Here is a 23,004-nt window from a genome sequence, read left to right on the forward strand (position 1 = left end):
GCGACCGGCCTCCGGTCAGCCGCGCAGCACGACCGTGCGCTGGGCCGAGAAGTCGCCCCATGTCCCGTCGGGGAGCTTGGGCCGGAGCTTGAGCGAGTACCGGGTGCCGGGCGGATCGGTCAGGGTGAGCCTGTAGGCCGCCCGGCCCTTGGGCGGTGTGCCGCCCCAGACGATCGTGGTGGTCAGCTTTCCGTTCAGGAAGAGCTGGTACGCGGGAATCGTGCCTCCGGTGTCCGGCTGGTCCCAGGAGAGGTCGACGAGGTACTCCCCGCCCTGCGCCGCCGTCGTCGTCCGCAGTCCGGTGGGTGCCGTGCTCGCGGGGGCGCCCGGCGCGGACGGGGTGGTCAGGTCGAGCGCGTCACTGTCCGGCGAGGAACGGTCGGCGGCGTCGCGGGCGCGGACGGTGAAGGTGTAGACGGTGCCGGGGCGCAGACCTGTGAGCCGGGCCGTGGTCCGTGTGCCCGGGACGCTGTGGATCCTGGAATCCTCCTGGTAGACGTCGTACGAGGTGACGCCCACGTCGTCCGTGGAGCCGCCCCAGGACAGGGTGACCGTCCGGCCGCTGTCCGCCTTGCCCCGCAGCTTCGTCGGTCCCGTCGGCGCCTTCTCGTCGGCGGGCGCGGACGCGGGCGTGGTGACGGTGGCCGCGGCGCTCGGGGAGGAGAGGTTCCCGGCGGCGTCGCGGGCCCTGACGGTGAAGGTGTAGGCCGTGGACGCGGTCAGACCGTCGATGTCGGTCATCAGCTTCGTCGCGTCCACCGAGGCGGCCTTCCTCCCCTCCCGGTAGACGTCGTAGCCGGTGATCCCCTCGTTGTCGGAGGCGCGCTCCCACATGACGTGCGCGGAGGAGGCGCTGCCGGCCTGCGCTGTCACTCCCCTGGGGGCTGTCGGGTTCTTGGTGTCCGCTTCCGCGGGTCCGCCGCAGGCGGTGAGACCGGCGAGGAGCAGCGTGGCGGAACAGGCCAACGCGGTGCGTGCGTGGGGGCGTTGCACGGTGATGCCTTCCATCCGACAGCAATGGTCCAGACCTATATGCCATGCGGACGGGGCCGCCGACAAGAGGGCGGACCGGAACGTTCCACGATGTCCCCGATGAGTTCCGGGGCCGGAAACGGTCCGAAGAGTATGGAAACGAACCATGCGACCGCGCCCGGCATCGATCTCGGACCGGCGGCGCGACAGGTCCAGGAGCTGATCCGCGCCGTCGACGACCGGCAGCTGGACAACCCGACCCCCTGCCCGGACTACGCGGTACGGGAGCTGATCGGGCACCTGCTGGGCCTGACCGTCGCGTTCCGCGACGCGGCACACAAGAAGTCCGGCCCGACGACCGGCACCCCGCCGACCTCGGCCCCGCCGGCACTGCCCGCCGACTGGCGTACGGCGCTGCCGCCCCTGCTGGACGAGCTTGTCGCGGCCTGGCGCTCCCCGGCCGCGCTGGAGGGCATGACCCGGGCGGGCGGGGTCGATCTTCCCGGGCAGGTCGCCGGGATGGTGGCGTGTAACGAGCTGGTCGTGCACGGCTGGGACCTGGCCAGGGCGACCGGGCAGGAGTTCCGGGCGGACGAGGCGAGCCTGCGCTCGTCGGAGGCGATGCTGGCACCCGGGGACGACGACAGGTCCGGCCCTGACGCGATCTTCGGCCCGCCGGTCCCCGTCCCGGCCGACGCGCCGCTGACCGACCGGGTGATCGCGCTGAGCGGGCGCCGGCCCGACTGGCAGCCCGGCGGCTGACAGCGTCGCGGAGGACGGCGTGCGTGGGCTCGGCGGTGGCGCCGTGCGCGGGGCGGGGGTGGCATCGCGCACGGGCCCGGCGGTGGCGTCGCCCGCGGGGCGGCGGTGGCATCGTGCGCGGACCGGTCGGGCGGCCGGGCCCGCTCAGCTGGTGAAGAACTCGGTGATCTGCTGGGCCACCTGGTCCGCGTGCTTCTTGTGCACATGGTGGCCGCCGCCCAGGGTGAGCAGCCGGCAGTCGGGGATGAGCGAGGCCATGTCGGCCAGCCTCCCCTGCGGCATGCTGCTCTCCGGGCCGCCGGCGATCATCAGCGTCGGGGCGACGATCTGCCCCAGCTCCTGCTCCCACCGGGGATCCGGCTCGGCCACCTGGGCCCGGACGGCCGGCACGACGTTCTCGTCGTAGTCCACCGGACCCGTGGGACGACTGTCGGCCACCAGCTGTCCCGGGAACGGCGGCGGGGTCTCGACCAGCACCAGGCGCTCCACCCGGTCAGCGTGCTCCTCGGCGAGCAGATAGGCGACCACCCCGCCCATCGAGTGGCCGACGAGACCGACCCGGTCGAGCTCGCAGGCGTCGAGGAACTCCAGGACGTCGTCCCGCATCTGCTCGAAGCCGTACTCGTCGGGCCAGTCGCTCTCGCCGTGGCCGCGCAGATCGATGGCGTACACCCGCCACTCCTCGCCGAGCAGGGTGCCGACGGCCTCCCAGCTCAGGGACGAGCCGCCGAGGCCGTGCAAGAGGACGACGGGCGACCCGAAGGGGTCGCCCCAGGTCCGATACGCCAGCCGCACTTCGCCGACGTCCACAACAGACTGATCTTCCATATCCCGAACGCTACAGGCGCCCCGCCCCCGCCGGCGCCGCCCCCCGGCCTGGCACGCTTGGTGCGTGAAGCACAGACGTCTCGCCCTCGCCGCCGTCGCGGCACTCGTCCTGACCGGCTGCTCCGGGTCCGGCTCCGGCTCCCCCGAGAAAGGGCTCGACGACCCGGCCAAGAAGGACATCGCGATGCGGCTCGTGTCCAGCGCGGAGAACTCCACGCTGGACTGGAAGGCCCAGTACTCCTATGTCGAGGACATCGGCGACGGCCGCGGCTACACCGCCGGCATCATCGGATTCTGCTCCGGCACGGGCGATCTGCTGAAGGTCGTCGAGCGCTACGCCGCGAAGCGTCCGGGAAACGCGCTCCAGGACTTCCTGCCGGCGCTGCGCGCGGTGAACGGCAGCGACTCGCACGAGGGGCTCGGAAGCGCCTTCACCGAGGCTTGGGCCCAGGCCGCGGCGGACCCGGCCTTCCGGGCGGCACAGGACGCGGAGCGGGACAGCTCGTACTTCGACCCGGCGGTGAAGCGCGCCGAGGCCGACGGGCTCAGCGCCCTGGGGCAGTTCATCTACTACGACGCCTACGTGATCCACGGGTACGCCGACACCGACGGCACGGTCGGCTTCCGGACGATACGCGCCCAGGCCCTCGCCGAGAACGATCCGCCCTCCGAGGGCGGCGACGAGGAGGCGTATCTCGACGCCTTCCTGGACGCCCGGGTGGCCGCGATCCGCGAGGAGCCCTCGCACAGCGACACCAGCCGGGTGGAGACCGCCCAACGTGTCTTCGTGCGCGAGGGGAAGCTCCAGCTGGAGACCCCGCTGGCGTGGAAGGTCTACGGGCAGAGCTTCCGCATCGACGGCGGCTGAAAACGGCATCCGGCAACCGGGTGCCAAGGGGTTACCGCCCGCTCCGGGACCTGATAGGAAAGCTTCCTAACAGAACGTCGGAACGACGAACTCCCCTGGGAGGACCGGTGCATCACCCCCACAACAGCACCTCACGTCGCACCACCCGATTCATCCACACCGCCGGACTCGCCGTGCTGGCCCTCGGGCTGACCTTCACGGCGGTTCCGGCCACCGCTCACGCCGGCGCCCCCACGCCGCCGGCCGCACACCTGGAGGCAGCCGCGACCGGACTCGACGACCCCGCGAAGAAGGACATCGCGATGCAGCTGGTGTCCAGCGCGGAGAACTCCACGCTCGACTGGAAGGCCCAGTACTCCTACGTCGAGGACATCGGCGACGGCCGCGGCTACACCGCCGGCATCATCGGATTCTGCTCCGGCACCGGGGACATGCTCGACCTGGTGGAGCTGTACACCGAGCGGAAGCCGGACAACGTCCTGGCCGCCTATCTGCCCGCCCTGCGGGCGGTGGACGGCACGGATTCGCACGAGGGGCTGGACCCCGGCTTCACCGGCCACTGGGCGGAGGCCGCGTCGGACCCCGCCTTCCAGCAGGCGCAGAACGACGAGCGTGACCGGGTCTACTTCGACCCGGCGGTGCGCCAGGGCAAGGCCGACGGGCTCGGCGCCCTCGGCCAGTTCGCGTACTACGACGCCCTCGTGATGCACGGCGGCGGCAGCGACAGCACGAGCTTCGGCTCGATCAGGGAGAGGGCGCTGGCCCAGGCGAGCCCGCCGTCGCAGGGCGGCGACGAGGTGGCCTACCTCGACGCGTTCCTGGACGCCCGGGTCTGGGCGATGAAGCAGGAGGAGGCCCACTCGGACACCAGCCGGGTGGACACCGCCCAGCGGGTGTTCCTGCGGAACGGCAATCTGGATCTCGATCCGCCGCTGGACTGGCAGGTCTACGGCGACAGCTTCCACATCGGCTGACACCGGCCGCACCCGGTGCGCGTACGGGCTCCCCCTCGAAGGGTCCCGTACGCGCACCGGTGTGTCAGTGGGCGACGGGCAGGGCCATCGGGTCCTTCGGCTGTTCGCTGTCCGCGGCCTCCGGCTCCGGCTCCTCGTCCGGCCGTCGGCCCCAGTGGTTGAAGGCCAGGTTCAGCACGATCGCCACCACGCAGCCGGTGGAGATGCCCGAGTCCAGGACGACGAGCAGGTCCTCGGGGAAGGCGTGGTAGAAGTCCGGCGCGGCGATCGGGATCAGGCCGACGCCGACGGCCGCCGCGACGATCAGGGCGTTCTCGCCCTTCTCGAGGGCGGCGGTGGCCAGCGTCTGGACACCGCTCGCCGCGACCGACCCGAAGAGCACGATGCCGGCGCCGCCGAGGACCGGGAGCGGCACGAGGGCGATGACGGACGCGGCCACGGGGACCAGCCCGAGCAGCACCAGGATGACTCCGCCCGCGGCGACGACGAACCGGCTGCGCACCTTGGTCATGGCGACCAGCCCGATGTTCTGGGCGAACGCACTGCACATGAAGCCGTTGAAGAGCGGGCTGACGGCGCTGCCCAGGGTGTCGGCGCGCAGACCGCCCTCGATGGTCCGCTCGTCCGCCGGACGGCCGACGATCTTGCCGAGGGCCAGCATGTCGGCGGTCGATTCGGTCATACAGACCAGCATCACGATGCACATCGAGATGATGGCGGCGATCTCGAACTGCGGTGCGCCGAAGTGGAACGGCGTCGGGAAACCGACCACGTCGGCGTCGCCCAGTGCCCCGAAGTCGGTGATGCCGGCGGGGATCGCGATCAGGGTGCCGATGACCAGGCCGAGCAGGATGGCGATCTGCTGGAGGAAGCCCCGCAGCAGCTTGCGCAGGGCCAGCACGATCACGAGGGTGACGGCGGCCATCGTGATGTTCGTCATCGAGCCGTAGTCGTCGGCGGTCGCGTTGCCGCCCTGCGACCAGTTGAAGGCGACCGGGAGCAGCGAGACGCCGATCAGCGTGATGACCGTACCGGTGACGACGGGCGGGAAGAACCGCACCAGTTTGCAGAAGTACGGGGCGAGGACGAAGCCGAGGAGGCCGGCGACGATGATCGCGCCGAAGATGACGGCGATGCCGTCGTGCCCGCGGTCCTTGCCTATCGCGATCATCGGGGTGACTCCGGCGAAGGAGACACCGTTGACGAACGGCAGTTTGGCGCCTATTCGCCAGAAGCCGAGGGTCTGGAGCAGGGTGGCTATCCCCGCGGTGAAGAGGCTCGCCCCCATGAGGAAGGCGGTCTCCTTGGCGCTGAGACCCACGGCGGGCCCCACGATCATGGGCGGGGCCACCACACCCGCGTACATCGCGGCGACGTGCTGCAGGCCGCTGGTGAACATCCTGAGGGGCGGCAGCGTCTCGTCGACCGGGTGCTTCCGGTCCGGTTCTCCTTCTCCTGCGCTTACGGCTACTGCGTCTGCTTCGACTGCGTTCTTGCGAAACCTGGGCTTAGCTGCCACGGCTTCCTCCGGTCGGGTACACGTCGGGCGACGTGGGTGTCAGGGAGGTGGTGCTGAGTGGTGCGTTGGTGCAGGTCGTGCAGCTGGTGCGGGCAGCTTGGAGCTCACCTGTGCGGGTGCGCGTACGGGACGTACGCGCACCCGCACAGGCTGCCGTGAACCTTGTCGGGTCCACGGCGGCCGGCCGAGGGCCGTCCCCCTCGGCCGGCCTGTCAGGGGGTGCGGAGCGTCAGGCGCCGGCGGCGATCTGTGCGAGGCGCCTGGCCTCGTCACGGGTCGCGCGGGCGATGGCGTCCTCGTCCACGGTGGTGAGGCGGTTGTCCTCGACGACGGTCCTGCCGTTGACGAGGGAGAGGGTGACGGGGGCCGCGGCACCGAAGACCAGGGCGGTCACGGGGTCGGCGATGGAGGCGTGGGCCAGGGTGTCCAGCTTCCAGAGCACGAGGTCGGCGAGCTTCCCCGGTTCCAGCGAGCCGATCTCCTGGGCCCGGCCGAGGACCTGCGCGCCGCCGTACGTGCCGAGGCGCAGGGCCTGGCGCGCGTCGAGGGCCTTCTCGCGGTGCGCGCCGAGGCGGTTGATGAGGAGGGCGTTGCGCAGTTCGGTGTGGAGTTCGCCGGACTCGTTGGACGCGGTGCCGTCGACGCCGAGCCCGACCGGGACACCGGCGGCGAGCATGTCGGGGACGCGTGCGATGCCGGCGGCGAGGCGGGCGTTGGAGGACGGGCAGTGGGCGACGCCGGTGCCGGTGCGGGCGAAGGCGGCGATGTCGGAGTCGTTCATGTGGACGCAGTGCGCCATCCACACGTCGTCACCGAGCCAGCCGGTCGACTCGAAGTAGTCCGTCGGCCCCATCCCGAACAGCTCCTTGCAGAACTGCTCCTCCTCGACGGTCTCCGAACCGTGCGTGTGCAGGCGCACGCCGCGACGGCGGGCCAACTCGGCGCCCTGGCGCATCAGTTCGGTGGAGACGGAGAAGGGTGAGCAGGGGGCGACAGCGATCTGCGTCATCGCGCCGAACGAGGTGTCGTGGTGTTCGTCGATGGTGGCCTCGGTGGCGGCGAGCGCTCCGTCGAGGGTCTCCACGGCGAAGTCCGGCGGCAGCCCGCCGTCCTTCTCGCTGCGGTCCATGGAGCCGCGGGCGAGGGTGAAGCGTACGCCCATGTCGCGGGCCGCGCCGATGATCGCGCCGGACAGGTCGCCGGAGCCCCGGGGGTGGATGTAGTGGTGGTCCATCGCGGTGGTCACCCCGCCGCGGGCCATCATCGCGAGCGAACCCTGGGCGGCCGCGCGGGCCATCGGCTCGTCGATGCGCGCCCACGTCGGGTACAGCGCGACCAGCCAGTCGAAGAGTTTGTGGTCGGTCGCCAGGCCCCGGGTGATCCACTGGTAGAAGTGGTGGTGGGTGTTGACCAGGCCCGGCGTCACCAGGTGGCCGGTGCCGTCGACGCGCCGTACGACGCCTCCGAGGCCCTCCGGGGCCTTGCCCGCGCCGACGGACTCGATGCGGTTGCCCGCCACGACGACGTGCCCGGAGGCGTATTCGGTGTCGTGGGCGTCGACGGTGGCGATGGAACAGTTCTCGATGACGATGCGTTGCGGGTCTGCCGAAGCTGCCATGGCGCTTCCCTCTTCTGTGTCTGGCGATGTGGGCACGGCAGGACCCTAGGAGGATTTGAGTGCCACAGCGTTACGGCTGTGGGTGCCGAGATGATGGAAGAACAGGTTGAGCAGGACCGCGACGAGCGCTCCCGCACTGATCCCGGATCCGAGCACCGTCTGCGCCCAGGACGGGAATCCGGCGTAGAAGCCGGGCGCGGCCAGCGGGATGATGCCCGCGCCGAGTGCCACGGCCACGAGGATGATGTTGGAGCTGTCGTCGAGCCCCGCCTCGGACAGGGTCCGGATGCCGCTCACCGCGATCGAGCCGAACAGGACGATGCCGGCGCCGCCGAGCACGGGCATCGGGACGAGGGAGACGACCGCCCCGAGGACGGGGAAGGCGCCCAGGACGATCAGGGCGCCGCCCGCGGCGGCGACCACGTACCGGCTGCGCACCCGTGTCAGCGACACGACGCCCACGTTCTGGGCGAAGGCGCTGGTCGGGAAGCCTCCGAAGACCGGGCCGAGGAGGGTGGCGATGCCGTCGGTGCGCAGACCGCGCGTGATGGTGGGGCCGTCGGTGCGCCGGTCGCAGATCTCGCCGAGCGCCAGCATGCCGGCGGACGACTCCGTCATCAGCACCAGCATCACGATGCACAGGGAGAGGATCGCGGCGGGCTGGAACTCGGGCGGTCCGAAGGCGAAGGGTGCGGGCAGTGCGGCGACGGGTGCGGAGCCGAGCGCGGAGAAGTCGGCGAGTCCGAACGGGATGGCGGCCAGCGTGCCGATGAACATGCCCGCGAGCAGGGCCACTTGCTTGACGAAGCCGCGACCGAAGCGCTGGATCAGCAGGATGACGACGAGGGTGAAGGCGGCCAGTGCCAGATACTTCATGGCGCCGAAGTTGGCGGCGGTGGCGTCGCCTCCCTGGGCCCAGCCGACGGGTACGGGCATCAGGGTGACGCCGATGAGGGTGATGACGACCCCGGTGACGAGCGGCGGGAAGAAGCGCAGCAGCCGCCCGAAGAACGGGCCGACGGCCAGGCAGAAGACACCTGCGACGAGCACCGCCCCGTAGATCGCGGGGAGTTGGTGGCCGGGGGCGCTGGTCTCGGCGATGGCGAGCATCGGCGCGATCCCGGCGGAGGACGCGGCGTTGACGAACGGCAGCCGGTTCCCGGCGAAGCGTCCGGCGCCGAGGGTCTGGAGGAGGGTGGCCAGGCCGGCGATCAGGAGACTCGCCGCGATCAGCCGGGTCATGCCGGCCGCGTCGAGGCCGACGGCCTGCCCGATGATGAGCGGAGGGGTGACGACGCCCGCGTACATGGCGGCGATGTGCTGGAGCGCGGCGGGGACGAGCCGCGAGGGTGGAAGCTTCTCGTCGACCGGATGAACTACCGTGCCGGCAGCGGTCGGTGATGCTTTACGTGGGCCTTTCGCCGGCCCCGTTGCAGGCTGTGCCATGGGATTTCCCTCCGGGATGACCAGCCCCCGCCCGCAGCCGGGCGGGGGCCGGTTCAGCACCGCGTCAGAGGTTGGTCATGTCGACCGGGATCTTCGGCTCCACGCCGTCCCGGAGCACCGTCGCCTCGATGAGGCCGTACGGGCGGTCGGCGGCGAAGTACACCTCGTTGTCGTTCTTCAGCCCGAACGGCTCCAGATCGACGAGGAAGTGGTGGTTGTTCGGCAGCGAGAAGCGGATCTCGTCGATCTCGCTGCGGTTGTTGATGATGCGCGAACCCATCTGGTAGAGGGTCTGCTGGAGCGAGAGGGAGTACGTCTCCGCGAAGGCCTGGAGCATGTGCTTGCGCGTCTGCTCGTAGGACTTCTCCCAGTTCGGCATGCGCTCCTCGTCGCTGGTCCAGTTGTACCGCCACTTCGCGGAGACGTCGGTCGCGAGGATGCGGTCGTACGCCTCCTTCAGCGTCGTGTACTTGTCCTTGACGTAGCCCCAGAACTCCGAGTTGGTGGAGTTCATGACGGAGAGGTCCTTGAGGCCGGAGACGACCTCCCACTTCTCGCCGTCGAAGGTGATCTGGGTGGTGCGCGTCTCCTGGCCCTTGCGGACGAAGGAGTGCTTGACCTCGTCGGCGCCGATGAACTTCGAGTTGCCGTCGGAGGTCGCGATGCGCTCCCAGGCGTACTCCTCGATCCGGATCCGGGCCACCTTGATCGGCTCCTGCGAGGACACGAAGTGCCGGGCGAGGTGGATGCCGAACTGCTCGGCGGACTCGATGCCGTGTTCCTTGGCGAAGGCGAACACCGTGTTCTTGGTGGTGTCGGTCGGCAGGACGTTGGCGTTGGAGCCGGAGTAGTGGACGTCGTCCATGTCGCCGGAGAGGGCGACCGAGACGTTGAGGTCCTTGATGTGGTGGGTGTCGCCGTCCCGCGTGATCTTGACGACGCGGTTCTCTGCTTTGCCGTACTGGTTCTGGCCGAGAATCGTGGGCATTGTCTGCTAGCTCCCTCGGTAAACGGAGTAGCCGAACGGGTTGAGCAGCAGCGGTACGTGATAGTGCTCGCCCGGGGTGACGGCGAATGCGATCGCCACCTCCGGGAAGAACGCGCCGCTGTCCCTTACGCGGGGGGCGTCCTGCTGCGCCTCGGCTTGCTTCTTCGCGGTGAAGTACGACTCGGTGTCGAAGACGAGCCGTACGTGGGTGGTTCCTTCCGGCAGGGCCGGCAGGTCTTTGCAGCGCCCGTCCGCGTCGGTCGCGGAGCCGCCGAGCGTCACATACGCCGCGTCGGCGCCGCTGCGGGCGGCCAGGGAGACGGTGACGGCTCCGGCGGGACGGCCGACGCTGGTGTCCAGGATGTGGGTGGACACCGATGCGGTGGTGTCGGTGCTCAAGACCGTCACGCTCCTTGTTCTGAAGAGTGCTGTACGGGGTGCCTGATCCCTCAGGAGTCCTGCACGAGGCGGGTCAGGCGGATGCGGTTGATCTTGCCCAGCTCGGCGCGGACGATCTCGCGTTCCTGCTCGGGCGAGTTGCCGATCCGGGCCTTCACCGCGTCGCGCATCTGTTCACCGGTGGCTCCGGTGGCGCAGATCAGGAAGACATGTCCGAACCGCTCCTGGTAGGCCAGGTTGAGTTCGAGCATCTCCGCCTTGAGCTCCTCGGACGCACCGGCCATCCCCCGCTGCTCACGGGCGGAGGCCGGGTCCCCCGGCTTGGGGCGGCCGATCGGCGGGTGGCCGGCCATGGCCTCGGCCAGGTCCTCCGGTGAGAGCTCGGCCATGGCGGCGTCGCTCGCGGAGAACAGGGCTTCCGTGCCGTCGTAGGGCCGGTGGGCGAGGACGGAGCTTCCCCACGCCGCACTGGCACACACCTCGTGCAGCGCGGCTGCGGCCTCTGCGGCCGCCAGGGTGTTGAACCGGGCGAGGCCCGGTGTGGAGCTCGTAGTCACGGGAGCCTCCGTGGCTTTTTTCGCTGTGCGTTGTCGGGCTGCGGATAGCTAACGCCCTCCGCAACACCACGTCAACAGTTTGTTGAAATTCCGCGAACAAGTGATGCCGCCGCCCGAGTTCCCGGACGACGGCATTGCACCGCATTACGCGCCGCTACTCACCCTTGGCGGCATTGTCCCGGTTCAGATAGTTGTAGACGGTGAAGCGGCTGACGCCGAGCGCCCCCGCCACGGTCTCCACACCGTGCCGCACGGAGAAGGCACCGCGTGCCTCAAGGGTGCGCACGACGCCCTGCTTGGCCTTCCGGTCCAGCTCGGCCAGTGGCATCCCGTGCCGCCGCTCCATCGCGGACAGGATGTGGTCCAGCGACTCGGAGAGCTGCGGGAGCCGTACGGCTATGACGTCGGCCCCCTCCCACGCGAGGAGCACGTCCTCGGTGGTGGCCTGCTCCGGGGCGAGCAGCTCCGCTCCCATGGCGTCGACGAGCGGCTTCACCGCGGTGACCAGCGGGTGGTCGGCCGGTTCGGTCACGGGGTGTCCTCCCCGATCACGTTGAGCTGGAGGGAGACCCGGGTGGCGCCCGAGGCCAGGGCCTTCCGCAGCAGCGAGTCCACGGCGGTGAGCACCTCGTCCGCGCCTCCTTCGGCCGTGTTCCCGAAGGGGCCCACGTCCACCGCGTCCAGGTCGGCGGTCTGGATGACCTCGCGGGCCACCACCGCATGAGCGGGTGCCTCGTCGAGATCGAAGGGCTCGGTGGTGAATTCCACCCTCAAGCGCACGGTGCCTCCCTCATGTCCCGCCGCGTCCGTCGGCTCGCACGGCTCGCCCCGACCCTAAGGCACGGGACGCCGGGCCTGGAATGCCTGAAGGACGGACCGCTCCTCACGGCCCGGCCTGGATGTCCCCCCGGGTGGAGGAGGCGATCGGATCGCCGTGTGCGAAGTCCCCGGGCGGGATCCCCGGGTGGTGGCCGTCCCTGACCAGCGGGGCGCCGGCGGCGGCCGGGCCGAGCGCGAGCCGGGAGACGATCCGGTAGCGGTCACCCCGGTAGAGCGAGTGGACGTACTCCACGGGCAGTCCGGCGGTGTCCGAGGTCAGGCGCTCGAAGAGCAGGGCGGGGGAGAGCTCGGGGACCTCCAGGAGCTGGGCCTCCGCCCTCGTGACGACCGTGGGCTCGATGGCCTGGACCGCCTCACGGACGTGCACCCCGTGGGTGTGGCGCAGGTGCTCGTAGAGGTCGCCGTCCTCCAGCTCCTGGGCCGACAGGCCGGGGACGAGCGCCGCCCTGATGTGCAGGTGCTCGATGGCCATGGGCGCGCCGTCGACCAGACGCAGCCGTGCGACGTAGACGATCTCGTCGGCGGGCGACATCCGCAGCTTGCGGCCGACCCGGGCGCCGGCCTGGAGGGTCGTGAACTCCAGCAGCCTGCTCGACCACGCTCCGGCGGCCTGCGGCACGCTCAGGGCGAGGTCGGCGGAGACCAGCTCCTGGGTGATCTTCTCCGGGGCGACGAACATCCCGCGTCCGTGTTCACGGACGAGCAGACCGGCGGCCACCAGCTCGTCGACGGCGGCCCGCAGGGTCGGCCGGGAGACGCCGAGCAGGGCGCACAGGGCCCGCTCGGACGGGATGGCGTCGCCGGGGCTGCGGCTCTCGATCAGCTCGAGGACCGCGTCGCGCACCCGTTCCCGTTTGAGCACCGTCCCCGGTACGTCGGCTTTCATGCGTTCCCCTTCGCGCGTCCCGCTCCCTTTACCAGTTGAGCGACCGATGGCCACTGGTCAGGGAGAGTCTAGCCGCCCTCGCCGGCATGAACAGAGGAAGCTCTCGATCAGATTCCCCAAAATCCCTTTATACAGGGGGGGTTGACGACCCCATTGGTCTATGCCACCTTCATCCCCCATCAAGAGGTGAGCTGTCCAGTGGGCTTCACTGGTCAGGTGGTCAGGTCTCTGCTCCCGTTGAGGTGAACCGTGAAGTACCGCTTGCTTGCCGGTGTGTCCGCGCTCGTGACGGCCGCCGCTCTCAGTGCCTGCAGTTCTGGTGGGGACGGCGCGGACGAGGCCGGGGGCGTGACGACGGTCGACGTCTGGCTGATGCGTGACAGCGTCTCGGCCGCGTTCCAGAAGGAGTTCACCGAGGGGTTCGAGGCCGCGCACCCCGACATCGACGTCAGGATCCAGATCCAGGAGTGGGACGGCATCGGCCAGAAGATCACCGCCGCCCTGGCGAGCAACGACGCCCCGGACGTGATCGAGGCGGGCAACACCCAGGTCGCCCAGTTCGCGGAGAGCGGCGGACTGCTGGACCTCAGCGACCGGAAGGACGAGCTGAACGGCGCGGACTGGCTGCCGGGGCTGGCCGAACCCGGTGCGTACGAGGGGAAGCAGTACGGCATCCCGTACTACGCCGCCAACCGGGTCGTGATCTACCGCAAGGACCTGTTCGAGAAGGCCGGTGTCGACGCCGCGGAGATCACCACACGCGACGCGTGGATCGACGCCACCACGAAGCTGAACAAGGGCGGCACGCAGGGCATCTACCTGCCGGGCCAGCTCTGGTACGCGCTGGGCGGCTTCATCTGGGACGAGGGCGGCGACTTCGCCACCGAGTCCGGCGGCACGTGGAAGGGCGCGCTCGACACGCCCGAGGCGCAGCGGGGCATGGCCTTCTACGCACAGCTCCAGGCACTCGGCAAGGGCCCCAAGGACTCCGACGAGGACGATCCGCCGCAGGCCGAGGTGATGGCGCAGGGGCAGGTGGCACAGGTCATCTCCACGCCCGGCGGGGCCAACGTGGTCGTCGAGAACAATCCGGAGCTCAAGGGGAAGCTGGGCTTCTTCCCGATCCCGGGGAAGACGGCCGGCACTCCGGGTGCGGTGTTCACCGGCGGTTCCGACCTGGTCGTTCCCGCCGCGTCCGGTCACCCCGAGGCGGCCGTGACCTTCATCAAGGAGCTCACGGGCGACGCCTGGCAGAAGAAGCTCGCGGTGGCCATGAGCTACGTGCCCAACCGGACCACCCTCGCCTCGGCCGTTGCGGGCGACCCGGGCGCCTCGGCGATGGCCGTCGGTGCGGCGAACGGGCACGCGACGCCGAACACCCCGGGCTGGGCGGCGGTGGAGGCGGAGAACCCGGTCAAGGACTACATGACCGCCGTCCTCACCGGCGGTGACGCCGCCGAGGAGGCGGCCAGGGCCTCCGCGGACATCACCCGGGCCATGAACGCCGGCTCCTGATCCGGCCCGTCCGTTTCCCGTCACCGAGAGGAGGCCCACCGTGCCGGATGTGCGTGAACGGCCCGCTCCCCACGTCCACCGTCCCCCGAAGGCGCCACCGGGGCGGCGGCCGGGACGGCCCCCGCGCGACCTGTGGCCGTACGCCCTGATCGCCCCCGCGATCGGCGGCATGATCTATCTGCTGGTGTACCCGCTGGTGCGGGCGGTGGTGATCTCCCTCCAGGACTTCCGGCTCCGCCAGCTGATCAGCGGCGACGCCGAGTTCGTGGGGCTGCGCAACTACCGGACGCTGCTGTCCGACCCGCGCTTCTGGGAGGTGACCGGCCGCACCTTCGTCTTCATGGCCGTCGACGTCGTGCTGATCATGGTCATCTCGACCCTGGTCGCGCTCATGACGGAACGGCTGCGCCGGGCCGGCCGTACGGTCGTGCTCTGCTCGCTGGTGCTGGCCTGGGCCATGCCGGTGGTCGCGGCCACGACGGTCTTCCAGTGGCTGTTCCACTCCGAGTTCGGCATCGTCAACCAGCTGCTGACCGCGCTCGGCTTCGGGTCCTTCGACCGCTACCCGTGGTTCGCGAACGGCACGGCGTCGTTCACGATCCTGGTCCTGCTGATCGTCTGGCAGTCCGTCCCGTTCGCGGCGGTCACCCTCTACTCCGCGCTGACGACCGTCCCGGCCGAGCTGTACGAGTCGGCGCGCCTGGACGGCGCGTCCGCCTCCCGGATCTTCCGCTCGCTCACCTTCCCGATCCTGCGGCCGATCTTCATGCTGGTCCTCTCCCTGGAGGTGATCTGGACCTTCAAGGCGTTCGTCCAGATCTGGGTGATGACCCGCGGCGGCCCTGGCGACGCCACCACCATCCTGCCCGTGTACGCGGTCCAGACGGCGCTCTCCAGCCAGCGCTACGACCTGGGTTCCGCCGCGTCGATGATCACCGTGGTCCTGATGTCCGGGGTGCTGGTCCTCTACTTCCGTCAGATGTTCCGTCAGGAGGACGATCTCGGATGACCCTGCTGCGCCCCCGGGTCCGGCGGCTCCCGCTGAACGCCGCCGCCGTCGTGACCGTCGTGGTCTGCCTCTTCCCCGTGTACTGGATGATCTCCACCGCGTTCAAGCCGTCCCGGGACATCCGGTCCGCCGAGCCGAGGCTCGTGCCCTACACCTGGACCCTGGACCACTTCCGCCGGGCCGTGCAGGCGGACGGCTTCGAACTGTTCTGGCGCAACAGCGTCCTGGTCACGCTGGGAGCCGTGCTGCTCTCCCTCGTCGTGGCGCTCGGGGCGTCGTTCGCCGTGGCGCGCCTGCGGTGGAGGGGCCGGCGGCAGTTCATGCTGCTGGTCTTCGTCGCCCAGATGGCGCCCTGGGAGTCACTGATCATCCCGATCTACATCATCTCGCGCGACACGGACATGCTCGACCGGCTGCCGACCCTGACCCTCGTCTACTTCATGATCACGCTGCCGTTCACGATCGTGGTGCTGCGGGGGTTCCTCGCGACCATCCCGCCCGAACTGGAGGAGGCCGCCCAGGTCGACGGCTGCACCCGGACCGGCGCGTTCGTCAGGGTGGCGCTGCCGCTGCTCGCCCCCGGTCTGATGGCGACCTCGCTGTTCGGATTCATCACGGCCTGGAACGAGTTCGCCTACGCCAACTTCCTGATCATCAAGCAGCAGGACAACCGCACCCTGCCGGTCTGGCTCTCCTCCTTCCAGAACACCTTCGGCACCGACTGGGGCGCCACCATGGCCGCCTCGACGCTCTTCGCGCTGCCCGCGCTCGTGGTCTTCCTGCTGCTCCAGCGCCATGTGACCTCCGGCTTCGCGGCCGGCGCCGTCAAGGGGTGAGCCCTGTCGGCGTACGCGCGAACCGTCCGTAACCCCTGCCCCGGAGGCCCTCCGTGCCCGCATCACGCCCCGAGCTCTCCCTCGTCCCCCGGCCCGGCAAGGTCTCGCCGCGCCCGGGCCGATTCGTCCTCGGCCAGGACACCGCCGTACGCGCCCTGCCGGGTGCCGAAGGGGCGGCGGACCTGTTACGCACACTCCTCGGGCCGACGACCGGCCTGCCCCTGCCGCCCTCGGCGGACGGCCGTGTCGTCTTGGCGCTCGATCCGCAGCTCGGCGGACTGGGCGAGGAGGGGTACGGCCTGACCGTCGGGCCGCAGGCGCTCCTGCTGCGCGCGGCCCGTCCGGACGGGCTGCTCCGGGGCGTCCAGACCATCCGGCAACTGCTGCCGCCCGAAGCCCTGTCGGGCGGTGCGCGGGGAATCTCCTGGGAGCTGCCGTGCGTCGAGATCAGCGACGTGCCGCGGTATCCGTGGCGCGGTGCGATGCTCGACGTCGCCCGGCACTTCCAGCCCGTCTCCTATCTGCGCCGCTACGTGGACCTGATGGCGCTGCACAAGCTCAACGTCCTCCACCTGCACCTCACGGACGACCAGGGCTGGCGCATGCCGGTCGACGCCTTCCCCCGGCTGACGTCGGTGGGCGGGCACCGGGCGCAGTCCCTGTCCGACGGGGTGCCGCACACGGGGGCGTACACCAGGGCGGAGCTGCGGGGACTGGTCCGTCACGCACGGGAGCGGGGGGTGACCGTCGTGCCGGAGATCGAGATGCCGGGCCATGTGCGCGCGGCGCTCGCGGCCTATCCCCACCTGGGCAACCACCCGGAGCGGCGCCTCGACGTGTGGACCCGGTGGGGCGTCTGCGACACCGTGTTCGGCGTCCACGAGGAGGTGTTCGACTTCTGCCGTACGGTGCTGGAGGAGGTCATGGACGTCTTCCCCTCGCCGTACGTCCACATCGGCGGCGACGAGTGCCCGGTCGCCGAGTGGGAGAACAGCCCGGCGGCCGTGGCGCGTGCGGCGGCCGAGGGGCTGAACGGTCCCCGTGGGCTGCACAGCTGGTTCATGGGCCGGATCGGCTCGTTCCTCGTGGAGCACGGCCGGCGGCCCACCGGCTGGGCCGAGACCGGCAGCGAACTGCCGCCCGAATTCACGGTGATGACCTGGCGCGACCCCGCGCACGCCCTCGCCGCCGCGCGGCGCGGCCACCAGGTGGTGACCGCGCACCACCGCGCGACCTATCTGGACTACGCCCAGTCCACGGATCCGGACGAACCCACCGCCCAGCGGGGCGACCCCGTCCCCCTGTACGCGGTCCACACGAACGAGCCGGTGCCGCCGGGCTGGGGGCCGGACGATGCCTCCCGTGTCCTCGGCACCCAGGCGCAGCTGTGGACCGAGTACGTGACGACGCCGGACCGGATCGAGTACCTCACCTATCCCCGGCTGTGCGCCCTGGCGGACCGTGCCTGGTCCGGCGGGCGCGGCGACTGGGCCGGATTCGTCGGGCGGCTGCGCGATCACACCGCCCGGCTGGACGCTCTCGGCGTGCGCTACCGGCCTCTCACCACGCGGTCCCTGGCGACCGCGTCCGCAGGTACAGCGCGACCCCCTCGGTAACTCATCCCCCACCGTTCCGGAGAGGAACACCGTCATGAGGACATTCCGCAGGAGCCGTATCCGCGCGGCGGCCGCCGCCGCCGTCACCCTGGCCCTGGGCTGCACGGCCCTCGCCGCCCTGCCCACGACCGCCGGTGCCGCGGCGGCCGGCGGGCTCGTCGTCCAGTACCGCACGAGCGCGTCGGGAGCGACGGCCGACCAGAGCGAACCGTGGCTGAAGGTACGTAACACGGGGAGTGCGAGCGTGCCTCTCTCCGACGTCAAGGTGCGGTACTACTTCAAGGGCGACTCCGCGTCCGCGGCTTACCGTTTCGCCTGCTCGTGGGCGGTGAAGGGCTGCTCGAACATCACCGGGAGCTTCAAGCCGCTGCCCCACCCGACCGCCACCGCCGACCGCTACCTGGAGATCGCCTTCACGGCGGGGGCGGGCTCCCTGGCGCCCGGCGCGGACACCGGGGACATGCAGCTGCGCTTCCACCGCACGGACTGGCAGCCGCTCGGGCAGAGCGACGACTACTCCTTCGGCGCCGGACGGAGCACGTACGGGGACTGGCCCAGGATCACCGCGCAGGTGGGCGCCGTGACGGCCTGGGGCGAGGCGCCCGAGGGCAACGGCCCGACCGACCCGACCGATCCCCCCACCGACCCGCCGGCCGACGGACCCCGGCTGTTCGACGACTTCGACTACAGCGGTCACACGGACCCGAGGATCGCCGCGAACGGCTGGAGCGTCCGCTCGAACTCCGGCGGCCCCGGGGTGCCTGGCGCCGTCTGGGCCCCGGAGAACGTCACCTTCACCAGCCAGAGCGGCAATTCGGTGATGAACCTGGAGACGTCGACCGCGGGCACGGGAGCCTCGACGGTGCAGACGGAGATCCTCACGCAGTCCATGAAGTTCCGCAACGGCACCTACGCGGCCCGCGTGAAGTTCAGCGACGCCCCGAGGTCCGGGCCCGACGGCGACCACCTCGTCCAGACCTTCTTCACCATCAACGACCTCAAGGCGCCGATGGCGGACGACTACGCCGAGTACGACTTCGAGTACCTGCCCAACGGCGGCTGGGGCGAGCCCGCCAACATCCTCTACACCACCTCGTGGGAGACCTACCGCCCCGACCCGTGGGAGGCCGTCAACCAGCACAGCGAGGCGCGGCAGAGCTACGCGGGCTGGCACGACCTGGTGGTGACCATCGACGACAGCGCCATCACGTACTACGTCGACGGTCAGCTCTTCGGCACGCACGGGGCGGCCTATCTCCCGGAGCGGCCGATGTCGATCAACTTCAACCAGTGGCTGATCGATCTCGCCGGCCAGAGCAGCACGGCTCCGCGCTCGTACGACCAGCAGGTGGACTACGTCCTGCACGTGAAGGACCAGGTCCTCTCCCCCGCCCAGGTCTCGGCGCTGGTGAGCGGGTACCGCGCGGCGGGCACCACGTTCCAGGACACGGTTCCGGCCTCCTGACCAGGCAGATGTGAAGGGGAGCGGGGTGGAGGGCGAGGAGCCCTCCACCCCGCTCCCGCGTGTCCGGAATTCGGTTTCCCTCTTGACAGCCTCACCACACGCCAGGCAATCTTCCGTTAAGCAGAAACTAACTTCCGCGATACGGAAGGAGCGCATGATGGGTTACTCGGACCAGCGCTTCGATGTGAACCTCTCGATCCTCTTCACCGAACTCCCGCTCCTGGAGCGCCCCGCGGCGGCCGCCGCCGCGGGCTTCACGGCGGTCGAGCTCTGGTGGCCCTGGATCGAGACCCCCACCCCCGCGCAGGCCGAGCTCGACGCCCTGAAGAAGGCGCTCGACGACGCGGGCACGCAGCTGGTGGGGCTGAACTTCTACGCGGGCCGCCTCCCGGGCCCCGACCGCGGGGCGCTCTCGCTGCCCGGCGAGGAGTCGGACCGCTTCCGCGCCAACATCGACGTGGCGGCGGACTTCGCGGCCTCGGTCGGCTGCAAGGCGCTCAACGCGCTCTACGGCAACCGCGTGGAGGGCGTGGACCCGGCCGTCCAGGACGAACTCGCCCTGGAGAACCTGGTCCTGGCCGCCCGTGCGGCCCACCGGATCGGGGCGACCCTCCTGATCGAGACCCTCAACGACACGGAGTCGCCGCTCTATCCCCTGGTCAGCGCACCGGCGGGCGTCGAGGTCGTCGACCGTGTCAACGAGGCGACGGGCCTGGGCAACGCCACGTTCCTGCTGGACCTCTACCACCTGTCGATGAACGGCGAGGACCTCAGCCAGGTGATCAAGGCGTACGCCGCGAAGACCGGCCACGTCCAGATCGCCGACAACCCGGGGCGCGGCGCGCCCGGCACCGGCTCGCTCCCGCTGGAGCGACTCCTCGACGAGCTGACCGAGGCCGGCTACGACGGCTGGGTCGGTCTGGAGTACAAGCCGGGCGACCGGCCGAGCGCGGAGTCCTTCGACTGGCTCCCGGCCGGGGCCCGGCCGGCCCGCTGAGGCCCGCCCCCTCCCGCACACACGCTTACCGGAAGGCACCCTCATGAGCAGCAATCTCCCCAAGGTCGCCTGGATCGGGCTCGGCATCATGGGCTCCCCCATGTCCGAGAACCTGGTCAAGGCCGGTTACCAGGTGACCGGTTACACCCTGGAGCAGGACAAGATCGACCGGCTCGTCGCGGCGGGCGGCAAGGGTGCCGCCTCGATCGCGGACGCGGTGCGCGACGCGGATGTCGTCATCACCATGGTCCCGGCGTCCCCGCAGGTCGAGGCCATCGCGTACGGCCCCGACGGCATCCTGGAGAACGCCAGGCGGGACGCCCTGCTGATCGACATGTCCTCCATCACGCCGCAGACCTCCGTGGACCTGGCATCGAGCGCAAAGGACAAGGGCATCCGCGTGCTGGACGCCCCCGTCTCCGGCGGAGAGGCCGGCGCCATCGAGGCCGTCCTGTCCATCATGGTCGGCGGCGAGCAGAGCGACTTCGACGCCGCGAAGCCGCTGCTGGACGCACTCGGCAAGACGATCGTCCTGTGCGGCCCCCACGGCTCCGGCCAGACGGTGAAGGCGGCCAACCAGCTGATCGTCGCCGTCAACATCCAGGCCTGCGCCGAGGCCGTCGTGTTCCTGGAGAAGTCCGGGGTCGACCTGTCCGCCGCGCTCGACGTGCTGAACGGCGGCCTCGCCGGCTCGACCGTCCTGACCCGCAAGAAGGACAACTTCCTGAAGCGGGACTTCGCCCCGGGCTTCCGGATCGACCTGCACCACAAGGACATGGGCATCGTCACGGACGCCGCCCGCAACGTCGGCGCGGCACTGCCCGTCGGCGGGGTCGTGGCCCAGCTCGTGGCGTCCCTGCGCGCGCAGGGTGACGGCGGCCTGGACCACTCCGCGCTGCTGCGCTCGGTCGAGCGGCTCTCCGGCTCCCAGGTCTGACACTCCCGGCCCTCCACAGGGCCCCATGAACTCCGGGTCGCGGTGGCGCTGACACCTGTCCTGTCGCGCCCAGGCGCTGCCGCGACCCGGAACCTCCTCCTCCAATTTCAACAAACTGTTGACGCCTCGACAATGGCGAATCTACGCTCCTGAGGCCGCCAGCAGCCCCGTACGGAAGGCCTCCATGTCCCAGCGTGTGCTCACGACCGAGTCAGGCGCCCCGGTCGCCGACAACCAGAACTCCGCCACGGCCGGCGCCGGCGGGCCGATCCTCGTCCAGGACCAGCACCTGCTCGAGAAGCTCGCCCGCTTCAACCGTGAGCGCATCCCGGAGCGCGTCGTCCACGCCCGCGGCTCCGGCGCGTACGGCTACTTCGAGGTGACGGACGACGTCACCGGCTTCACCCGTGCCGACTTCCTCTCCGAGGTGGGCCGCCGCACCGAGACGTTCATCCGCTTCTCGACCGTCGCCGACTCGCTGGGCGGCGCGGACGCCGTCCGCGACCCGCGCGGCTTCGCCCTCAAGTTCTACACGAACGAGGGCAATTACGACCTCGTCGGCAACAACACCCCGGTGTTCTTCATCAAGGACCCGATCAAGTTCCCCGACTTCATCCACTCCCAGAAGCGGGACCCGTTCACGGGACGCCAGGAGCCGGACAACGTCTGGGACTTCTGGGCGAACTCCCCCGAGGCGACGCACCAGATCACCTGGCTGATGGGTGACCGCGGGATCCCCGCCTCGTACCGTCACATGCACGGCTTCGGCTCGCACACGTACCAGTGGACGAACGCGAAGGGCGAGGCCTTCTTCGTCAAGTACCACTTCAAGACCAACCAGGGCGTGCGTTCCCTCTCCGCCGAGCAGGCCGCCGAGCAGGTCGGCAAGGACGCCAACTCGCACCAGACGGACCTGCTCCAGGCCATCGAGCGTGGAGTCAACCCGTCCTGGACGCTGCACGTGCAGCTGATGCCGGCCGCCGAGGCGGCGGACTACCGCTTCAACCCGTTCGACGTGACGAAGGTGTGGCCGCACGCCGACTACCCGCTCCAGCGCGTCGGCCGGCTGGTGCTGGACCGCAACCCGGACAACGTCTTCGCCGAGGTGGAGCAGGCGGCGTTCTCGCCGAACAACTTCGTGCCCGGCATCGGTCCCTCGCCGGACAAGATGCTCCAGGGCCGGCTGTTCGCGTACGCCGACGCGCAGCGCTACCGGCTGGGCATCAACCACACCCAGCTCCCGGTCAACGCGCCGAAGGCCGCCGCCGTCGACAACTACGGCCGCGACGGACTGCACGCCACCCGGTACGGCTCGCGCCAGGACAAGAACTACGAGCCCAACTCGTACGCCGGCCCCGCCCAGACCGGCGCGGCGCTCGCCTCCCCGCTCGCGGTGCACGGCTGGACGGGTACGCACGAGGCGCCCCTGCACGCGAAGGACGACGACTTCTTCCAGGCGGGCGAGCTCTACCGGCTGATGTCGGCGGACGAGAAGGACCGCCTGATCGCCAACATCGCCGGCGGACTCTCGCAGGTCACCCGCGACGACGTGATCGAGAAGAACCTCGCCCACTTCCACGCCGCCGACGCCGACTACGGCAAGCGCGTGGAGGAGGCCGTCCGCGCCCTGCGCGAGGACTGAGCCTCCCTTCCCAGGGCCCTGCCCGTGCCGCGCACCCGGATGAGGGGTAGTACGCGGCACCGGCAGGACGGGACCGCGGCGGCGGACGACGCCAGTGCGGTGGCGAAGGGCCCGGCGGCCCGGTTCCAGACCTGAGGGAACCGGCGCCGGCAGCCCGCTCGCCGCCGCCGCGGTCGCTGTGAACGGATCGGATCGCAGGGGTGGGGGGGGCGCGGGGGGGGGGGGCCCCCCCCCCCGCGGGGGGGTGGGGGGGGGGAAGGGCGGGTCGGGTGCCGGGTTAATGCGCGGGGGGGGTGGTGGGCGCCGGCCCCCAGTGACCCCCACACACCC

At 70.5% G+C, this 23,004-nt stretch carries 22 protein-coding genes; 11 read left to right on the plus strand and 11 right to left on the minus strand.

Features of this window, described 5'->3' with window-relative positions:
* Window positions 1-15 precede the first annotated feature (15 nt).
* Entirely contained in the window at window positions 16-1,008 is a 993-nt protein-coding gene (locus ACIP63_RS25065) for a fibronectin type III domain-containing protein (protein ID WP_401519477.1), read from the minus strand.
* Between the two features lie 117 nt (window positions 1,009-1,125).
* Between ACIP63_RS25065 and ACIP63_RS25070 the strand changes: the two genes are divergently transcribed.
* Window positions 1,126-1,734: a TIGR03086 family metal-binding protein gene (locus ACIP63_RS25070; RefSeq protein WP_401519479.1), complete on the plus strand. Its 609-nt coding sequence runs from the start codon at window positions 1,126-1,128 to the stop codon at window positions 1,732-1,734.
* A gap of 144 nt (window positions 1,735-1,878) precedes the next feature.
* On the opposite strand, the gene ACIP63_RS25075 is transcribed toward ACIP63_RS25070, so the two are convergent.
* On the minus strand, window positions 1,879-2,562 hold the full coding sequence (locus ACIP63_RS25075; RefSeq protein WP_401519481.1) for an alpha/beta fold hydrolase: 684 nt from the start codon (window positions 2,560-2,562) through the stop codon (window positions 1,879-1,881).
* 64 nt (window positions 2,563-2,626) lie between these two features.
* Here ACIP63_RS25075 and ACIP63_RS25080 point away from each other — a divergent pair, with 64 nt between their 5' ends.
* Entirely contained in the window at window positions 2,627-3,430 is an 804-nt protein-coding gene (locus ACIP63_RS25080) for a chitosanase (RefSeq protein WP_401519484.1), read from the plus strand.
* 107 nt (window positions 3,431-3,537) lie between these two features.
* Window positions 3,538-4,404, plus strand: a complete 867-nt coding sequence (locus tag ACIP63_RS25085; protein ID WP_401519487.1) for a chitosanase — start codon at window positions 3,538-3,540, stop codon at window positions 4,402-4,404.
* Between the two features lie 64 nt (window positions 4,405-4,468).
* Here ACIP63_RS25085 and ACIP63_RS25090 read toward each other — a convergent pair whose 3' ends face one another.
* The 9 genes from ACIP63_RS25090 to ACIP63_RS25130 form a co-directional block, all read right to left on the minus strand.
* On the minus strand, window positions 4,469-5,923 hold the full coding sequence (locus tag ACIP63_RS25090) for a nucleobase:cation symporter-2 family protein (RefSeq protein ID WP_401519490.1): 1,455 nt from the start codon (window positions 5,921-5,923) through the stop codon (window positions 4,469-4,471).
* A gap of 229 nt (window positions 5,924-6,152) precedes the next feature.
* On the minus strand, window positions 6,153-7,541 hold the full coding sequence (locus tag ACIP63_RS25095) for an 8-oxoguanine deaminase (RefSeq protein WP_401519493.1): 1,389 nt from the start codon (window positions 7,539-7,541) through the stop codon (window positions 6,153-6,155).
* A 45-nt stretch (window positions 7,542-7,586) separates the two neighbouring features.
* Window positions 7,587-8,987, minus strand: coding sequence for a nucleobase:cation symporter-2 family protein (locus ACIP63_RS25100; protein ID WP_401519496.1), 1,401 nt, complete (start codon window positions 8,985-8,987; stop codon window positions 7,587-7,589).
* Window positions 8,988-9,051: 64 nt separating this feature from the next.
* A complete protein-coding gene (gene pucL / locus ACIP63_RS25105) occupies window positions 9,052-9,975 on the minus strand; it encodes a factor-independent urate hydroxylase (RefSeq protein WP_393767376.1) in 924 nt (307 codons plus the stop codon).
* A gap of 6 nt (window positions 9,976-9,981) precedes the next feature.
* Complete coding sequence (gene uraH, locus ACIP63_RS25110; RefSeq protein ID WP_401519500.1) at window positions 9,982-10,374, minus strand: hydroxyisourate hydrolase; 393 nt, start codon at window positions 10,372-10,374, stop codon at window positions 9,982-9,984.
* 50 nt (window positions 10,375-10,424) lie between these two features.
* Window positions 10,425-10,931 carry a 2-oxo-4-hydroxy-4-carboxy-5-ureidoimidazoline decarboxylase gene (gene uraD, locus ACIP63_RS25115; RefSeq protein ID WP_401519503.1) on the minus strand — a complete coding sequence of 169 codons (507 nt, stop codon included), beginning with the start codon at window positions 10,929-10,931 and terminating at the stop codon, window positions 10,425-10,427.
* A gap of 154 nt (window positions 10,932-11,085) precedes the next feature.
* The gene (locus ACIP63_RS25120; protein WP_401519506.1) at window positions 11,086-11,463 is read right to left on the minus strand and encodes a helix-turn-helix domain-containing protein; all 378 of its coding nucleotides are present in this window, start codon (window positions 11,461-11,463) and stop codon (window positions 11,086-11,088) included.
* Window positions 11,460-11,711, minus strand: coding sequence for a hypothetical protein (locus tag ACIP63_RS25125; protein ID WP_362935780.1), 252 nt, complete (start codon window positions 11,709-11,711; stop codon window positions 11,460-11,462). The genes ACIP63_RS25120 and ACIP63_RS25125 overlap by 4 nt, the downstream gene beginning before the upstream one ends.
* 103 nt (window positions 11,712-11,814) lie before the next feature.
* Window positions 11,815-12,657, minus strand: a complete 843-nt coding sequence (locus ACIP63_RS25130) for a GntR family transcriptional regulator (protein ID WP_401519509.1) — start codon at window positions 12,655-12,657, stop codon at window positions 11,815-11,817.
* Window positions 12,658-12,906: 249 nt separating this feature from the next.
* Between ACIP63_RS25130 and ACIP63_RS25135 the strand changes: the two genes are divergently transcribed.
* The 8 genes from ACIP63_RS25135 to ACIP63_RS25170 all read left to right on the plus strand — a co-directional run bounded on the left by ACIP63_RS25135 (window position 12,907) and on the right by ACIP63_RS25170 (window position 22,674).
* The gene (locus ACIP63_RS25135) at window positions 12,907-14,172 is read left to right on the plus strand and encodes an extracellular solute-binding protein (RefSeq protein WP_401519512.1); all 1,266 of its coding nucleotides are present in this window, start codon (window positions 12,907-12,909) and stop codon (window positions 14,170-14,172) included.
* A 40-nt stretch (window positions 14,173-14,212) separates the two neighbouring features.
* The gene (locus ACIP63_RS25140; protein WP_401519515.1) at window positions 14,213-15,181 is read left to right on the plus strand and encodes a carbohydrate ABC transporter permease; all 969 of its coding nucleotides are present in this window, start codon (window positions 14,213-14,215) and stop codon (window positions 15,179-15,181) included.
* Window positions 15,178-16,017 (plus strand): carbohydrate ABC transporter permease, encoded by an 840-nt coding sequence (locus ACIP63_RS25145; protein ID WP_401519518.1) that lies wholly within the window; start codon window positions 15,178-15,180, stop codon window positions 16,015-16,017. Before ACIP63_RS25140 ends, ACIP63_RS25145 begins: the two co-directional genes overlap by 4 nt.
* A gap of 53 nt (window positions 16,018-16,070) precedes the next feature.
* Window positions 16,071-17,633, plus strand: coding sequence for a beta-N-acetylhexosaminidase (locus ACIP63_RS25150; protein WP_401519521.1), 1,563 nt, complete (start codon window positions 16,071-16,073; stop codon window positions 17,631-17,633).
* Window positions 17,634-17,667: 34 nt separating this feature from the next.
* The gene (locus tag ACIP63_RS25155) at window positions 17,668-19,098 is read left to right on the plus strand and encodes a cellulose binding domain-containing protein (RefSeq protein WP_401519524.1); all 1,431 of its coding nucleotides are present in this window, start codon (window positions 17,668-17,670) and stop codon (window positions 19,096-19,098) included.
* A 157-nt stretch (window positions 19,099-19,255) separates the two neighbouring features.
* The gene (locus ACIP63_RS25160; protein ID WP_401519586.1) at window positions 19,256-20,095 is read left to right on the plus strand and encodes a TIM barrel protein; all 840 of its coding nucleotides are present in this window, start codon (window positions 19,256-19,258) and stop codon (window positions 20,093-20,095) included.
* Window positions 20,096-20,138: 43 nt separating this feature from the next.
* Window positions 20,139-21,032, plus strand: a complete 894-nt coding sequence (locus tag ACIP63_RS25165; protein ID WP_401519527.1) for a 2-hydroxy-3-oxopropionate reductase — start codon at window positions 20,139-20,141, stop codon at window positions 21,030-21,032.
* A 184-nt stretch (window positions 21,033-21,216) separates the two neighbouring features.
* On the plus strand, window positions 21,217-22,674 hold the full coding sequence (locus ACIP63_RS25170) for a catalase (RefSeq protein WP_401519529.1): 1,458 nt from the start codon (window positions 21,217-21,219) through the stop codon (window positions 22,672-22,674).
* Window positions 22,675-23,004 lie beyond the last annotated feature (330 nt).

It is taken from the genome of Streptomyces sp. NPDC088746, assembly GCF_044751065.1.
Lineage (GTDB): Bacteria > Actinomycetota > Actinomycetes > Streptomycetales > Streptomycetaceae > Streptomyces.

Coding starts and splice junctions, on each gene's coding strand:
- ACIP63_RS25065 (WP_401519477.1), bottom strand. CDS start 1,008: ATGGAAGGCATCACCGTGCAACGCCCCCACGCACGCACCGCGTTGGCC.
- ACIP63_RS25070 (WP_401519479.1), top strand. CDS start 1,126: ATGGAAACGAACCATGCGACCGCGCCCGGCATCGATCTCGGACCGGCG.
- ACIP63_RS25075 (WP_401519481.1), bottom strand. CDS start 2,562: ATGGAAGATCAGTCTGTTGTGGACGTCGGCGAAGTGCGGCTGGCGTAT.
- ACIP63_RS25095 (WP_401519493.1), bottom strand. CDS start 7,541: ATGGCAGCTTCGGCAGACCCGCAACGCATCGTCATCGAGAACTGTTCC.
- ACIP63_RS25100 (WP_401519496.1), bottom strand. CDS start 8,987: ATGGCACAGCCTGCAACGGGGCCGGCGAAAGGCCCACGTAAAGCATCA.
- pucL (WP_393767376.1), bottom strand. CDS start 9,975: ATGCCCACGATTCTCGGCCAGAACCAGTACGGCAAAGCAGAGAACCGC.
- ACIP63_RS25130 (WP_401519509.1), bottom strand. CDS start 12,657: ATGAAAGCCGACGTACCGGGGACGGTGCTCAAACGGGAACGGGTGCGC.
- ACIP63_RS25145 (WP_401519518.1), top strand. CDS start 15,178: ATGACCCTGCTGCGCCCCCGGGTCCGGCGGCTCCCGCTGAACGCCGCC.
- ACIP63_RS25155 (WP_401519524.1), top strand. CDS start 17,668: ATGAGGACATTCCGCAGGAGCCGTATCCGCGCGGCGGCCGCCGCCGCC.
- ACIP63_RS25160 (WP_401519586.1), top strand. CDS start 19,256: ATGGGTTACTCGGACCAGCGCTTCGATGTGAACCTCTCGATCCTCTTC.
- ACIP63_RS25165 (WP_401519527.1), top strand. CDS start 20,139: ATGAGCAGCAATCTCCCCAAGGTCGCCTGGATCGGGCTCGGCATCATG.
- ACIP63_RS25170 (WP_401519529.1), top strand. CDS start 21,217: ATGTCCCAGCGTGTGCTCACGACCGAGTCAGGCGCCCCGGTCGCCGAC.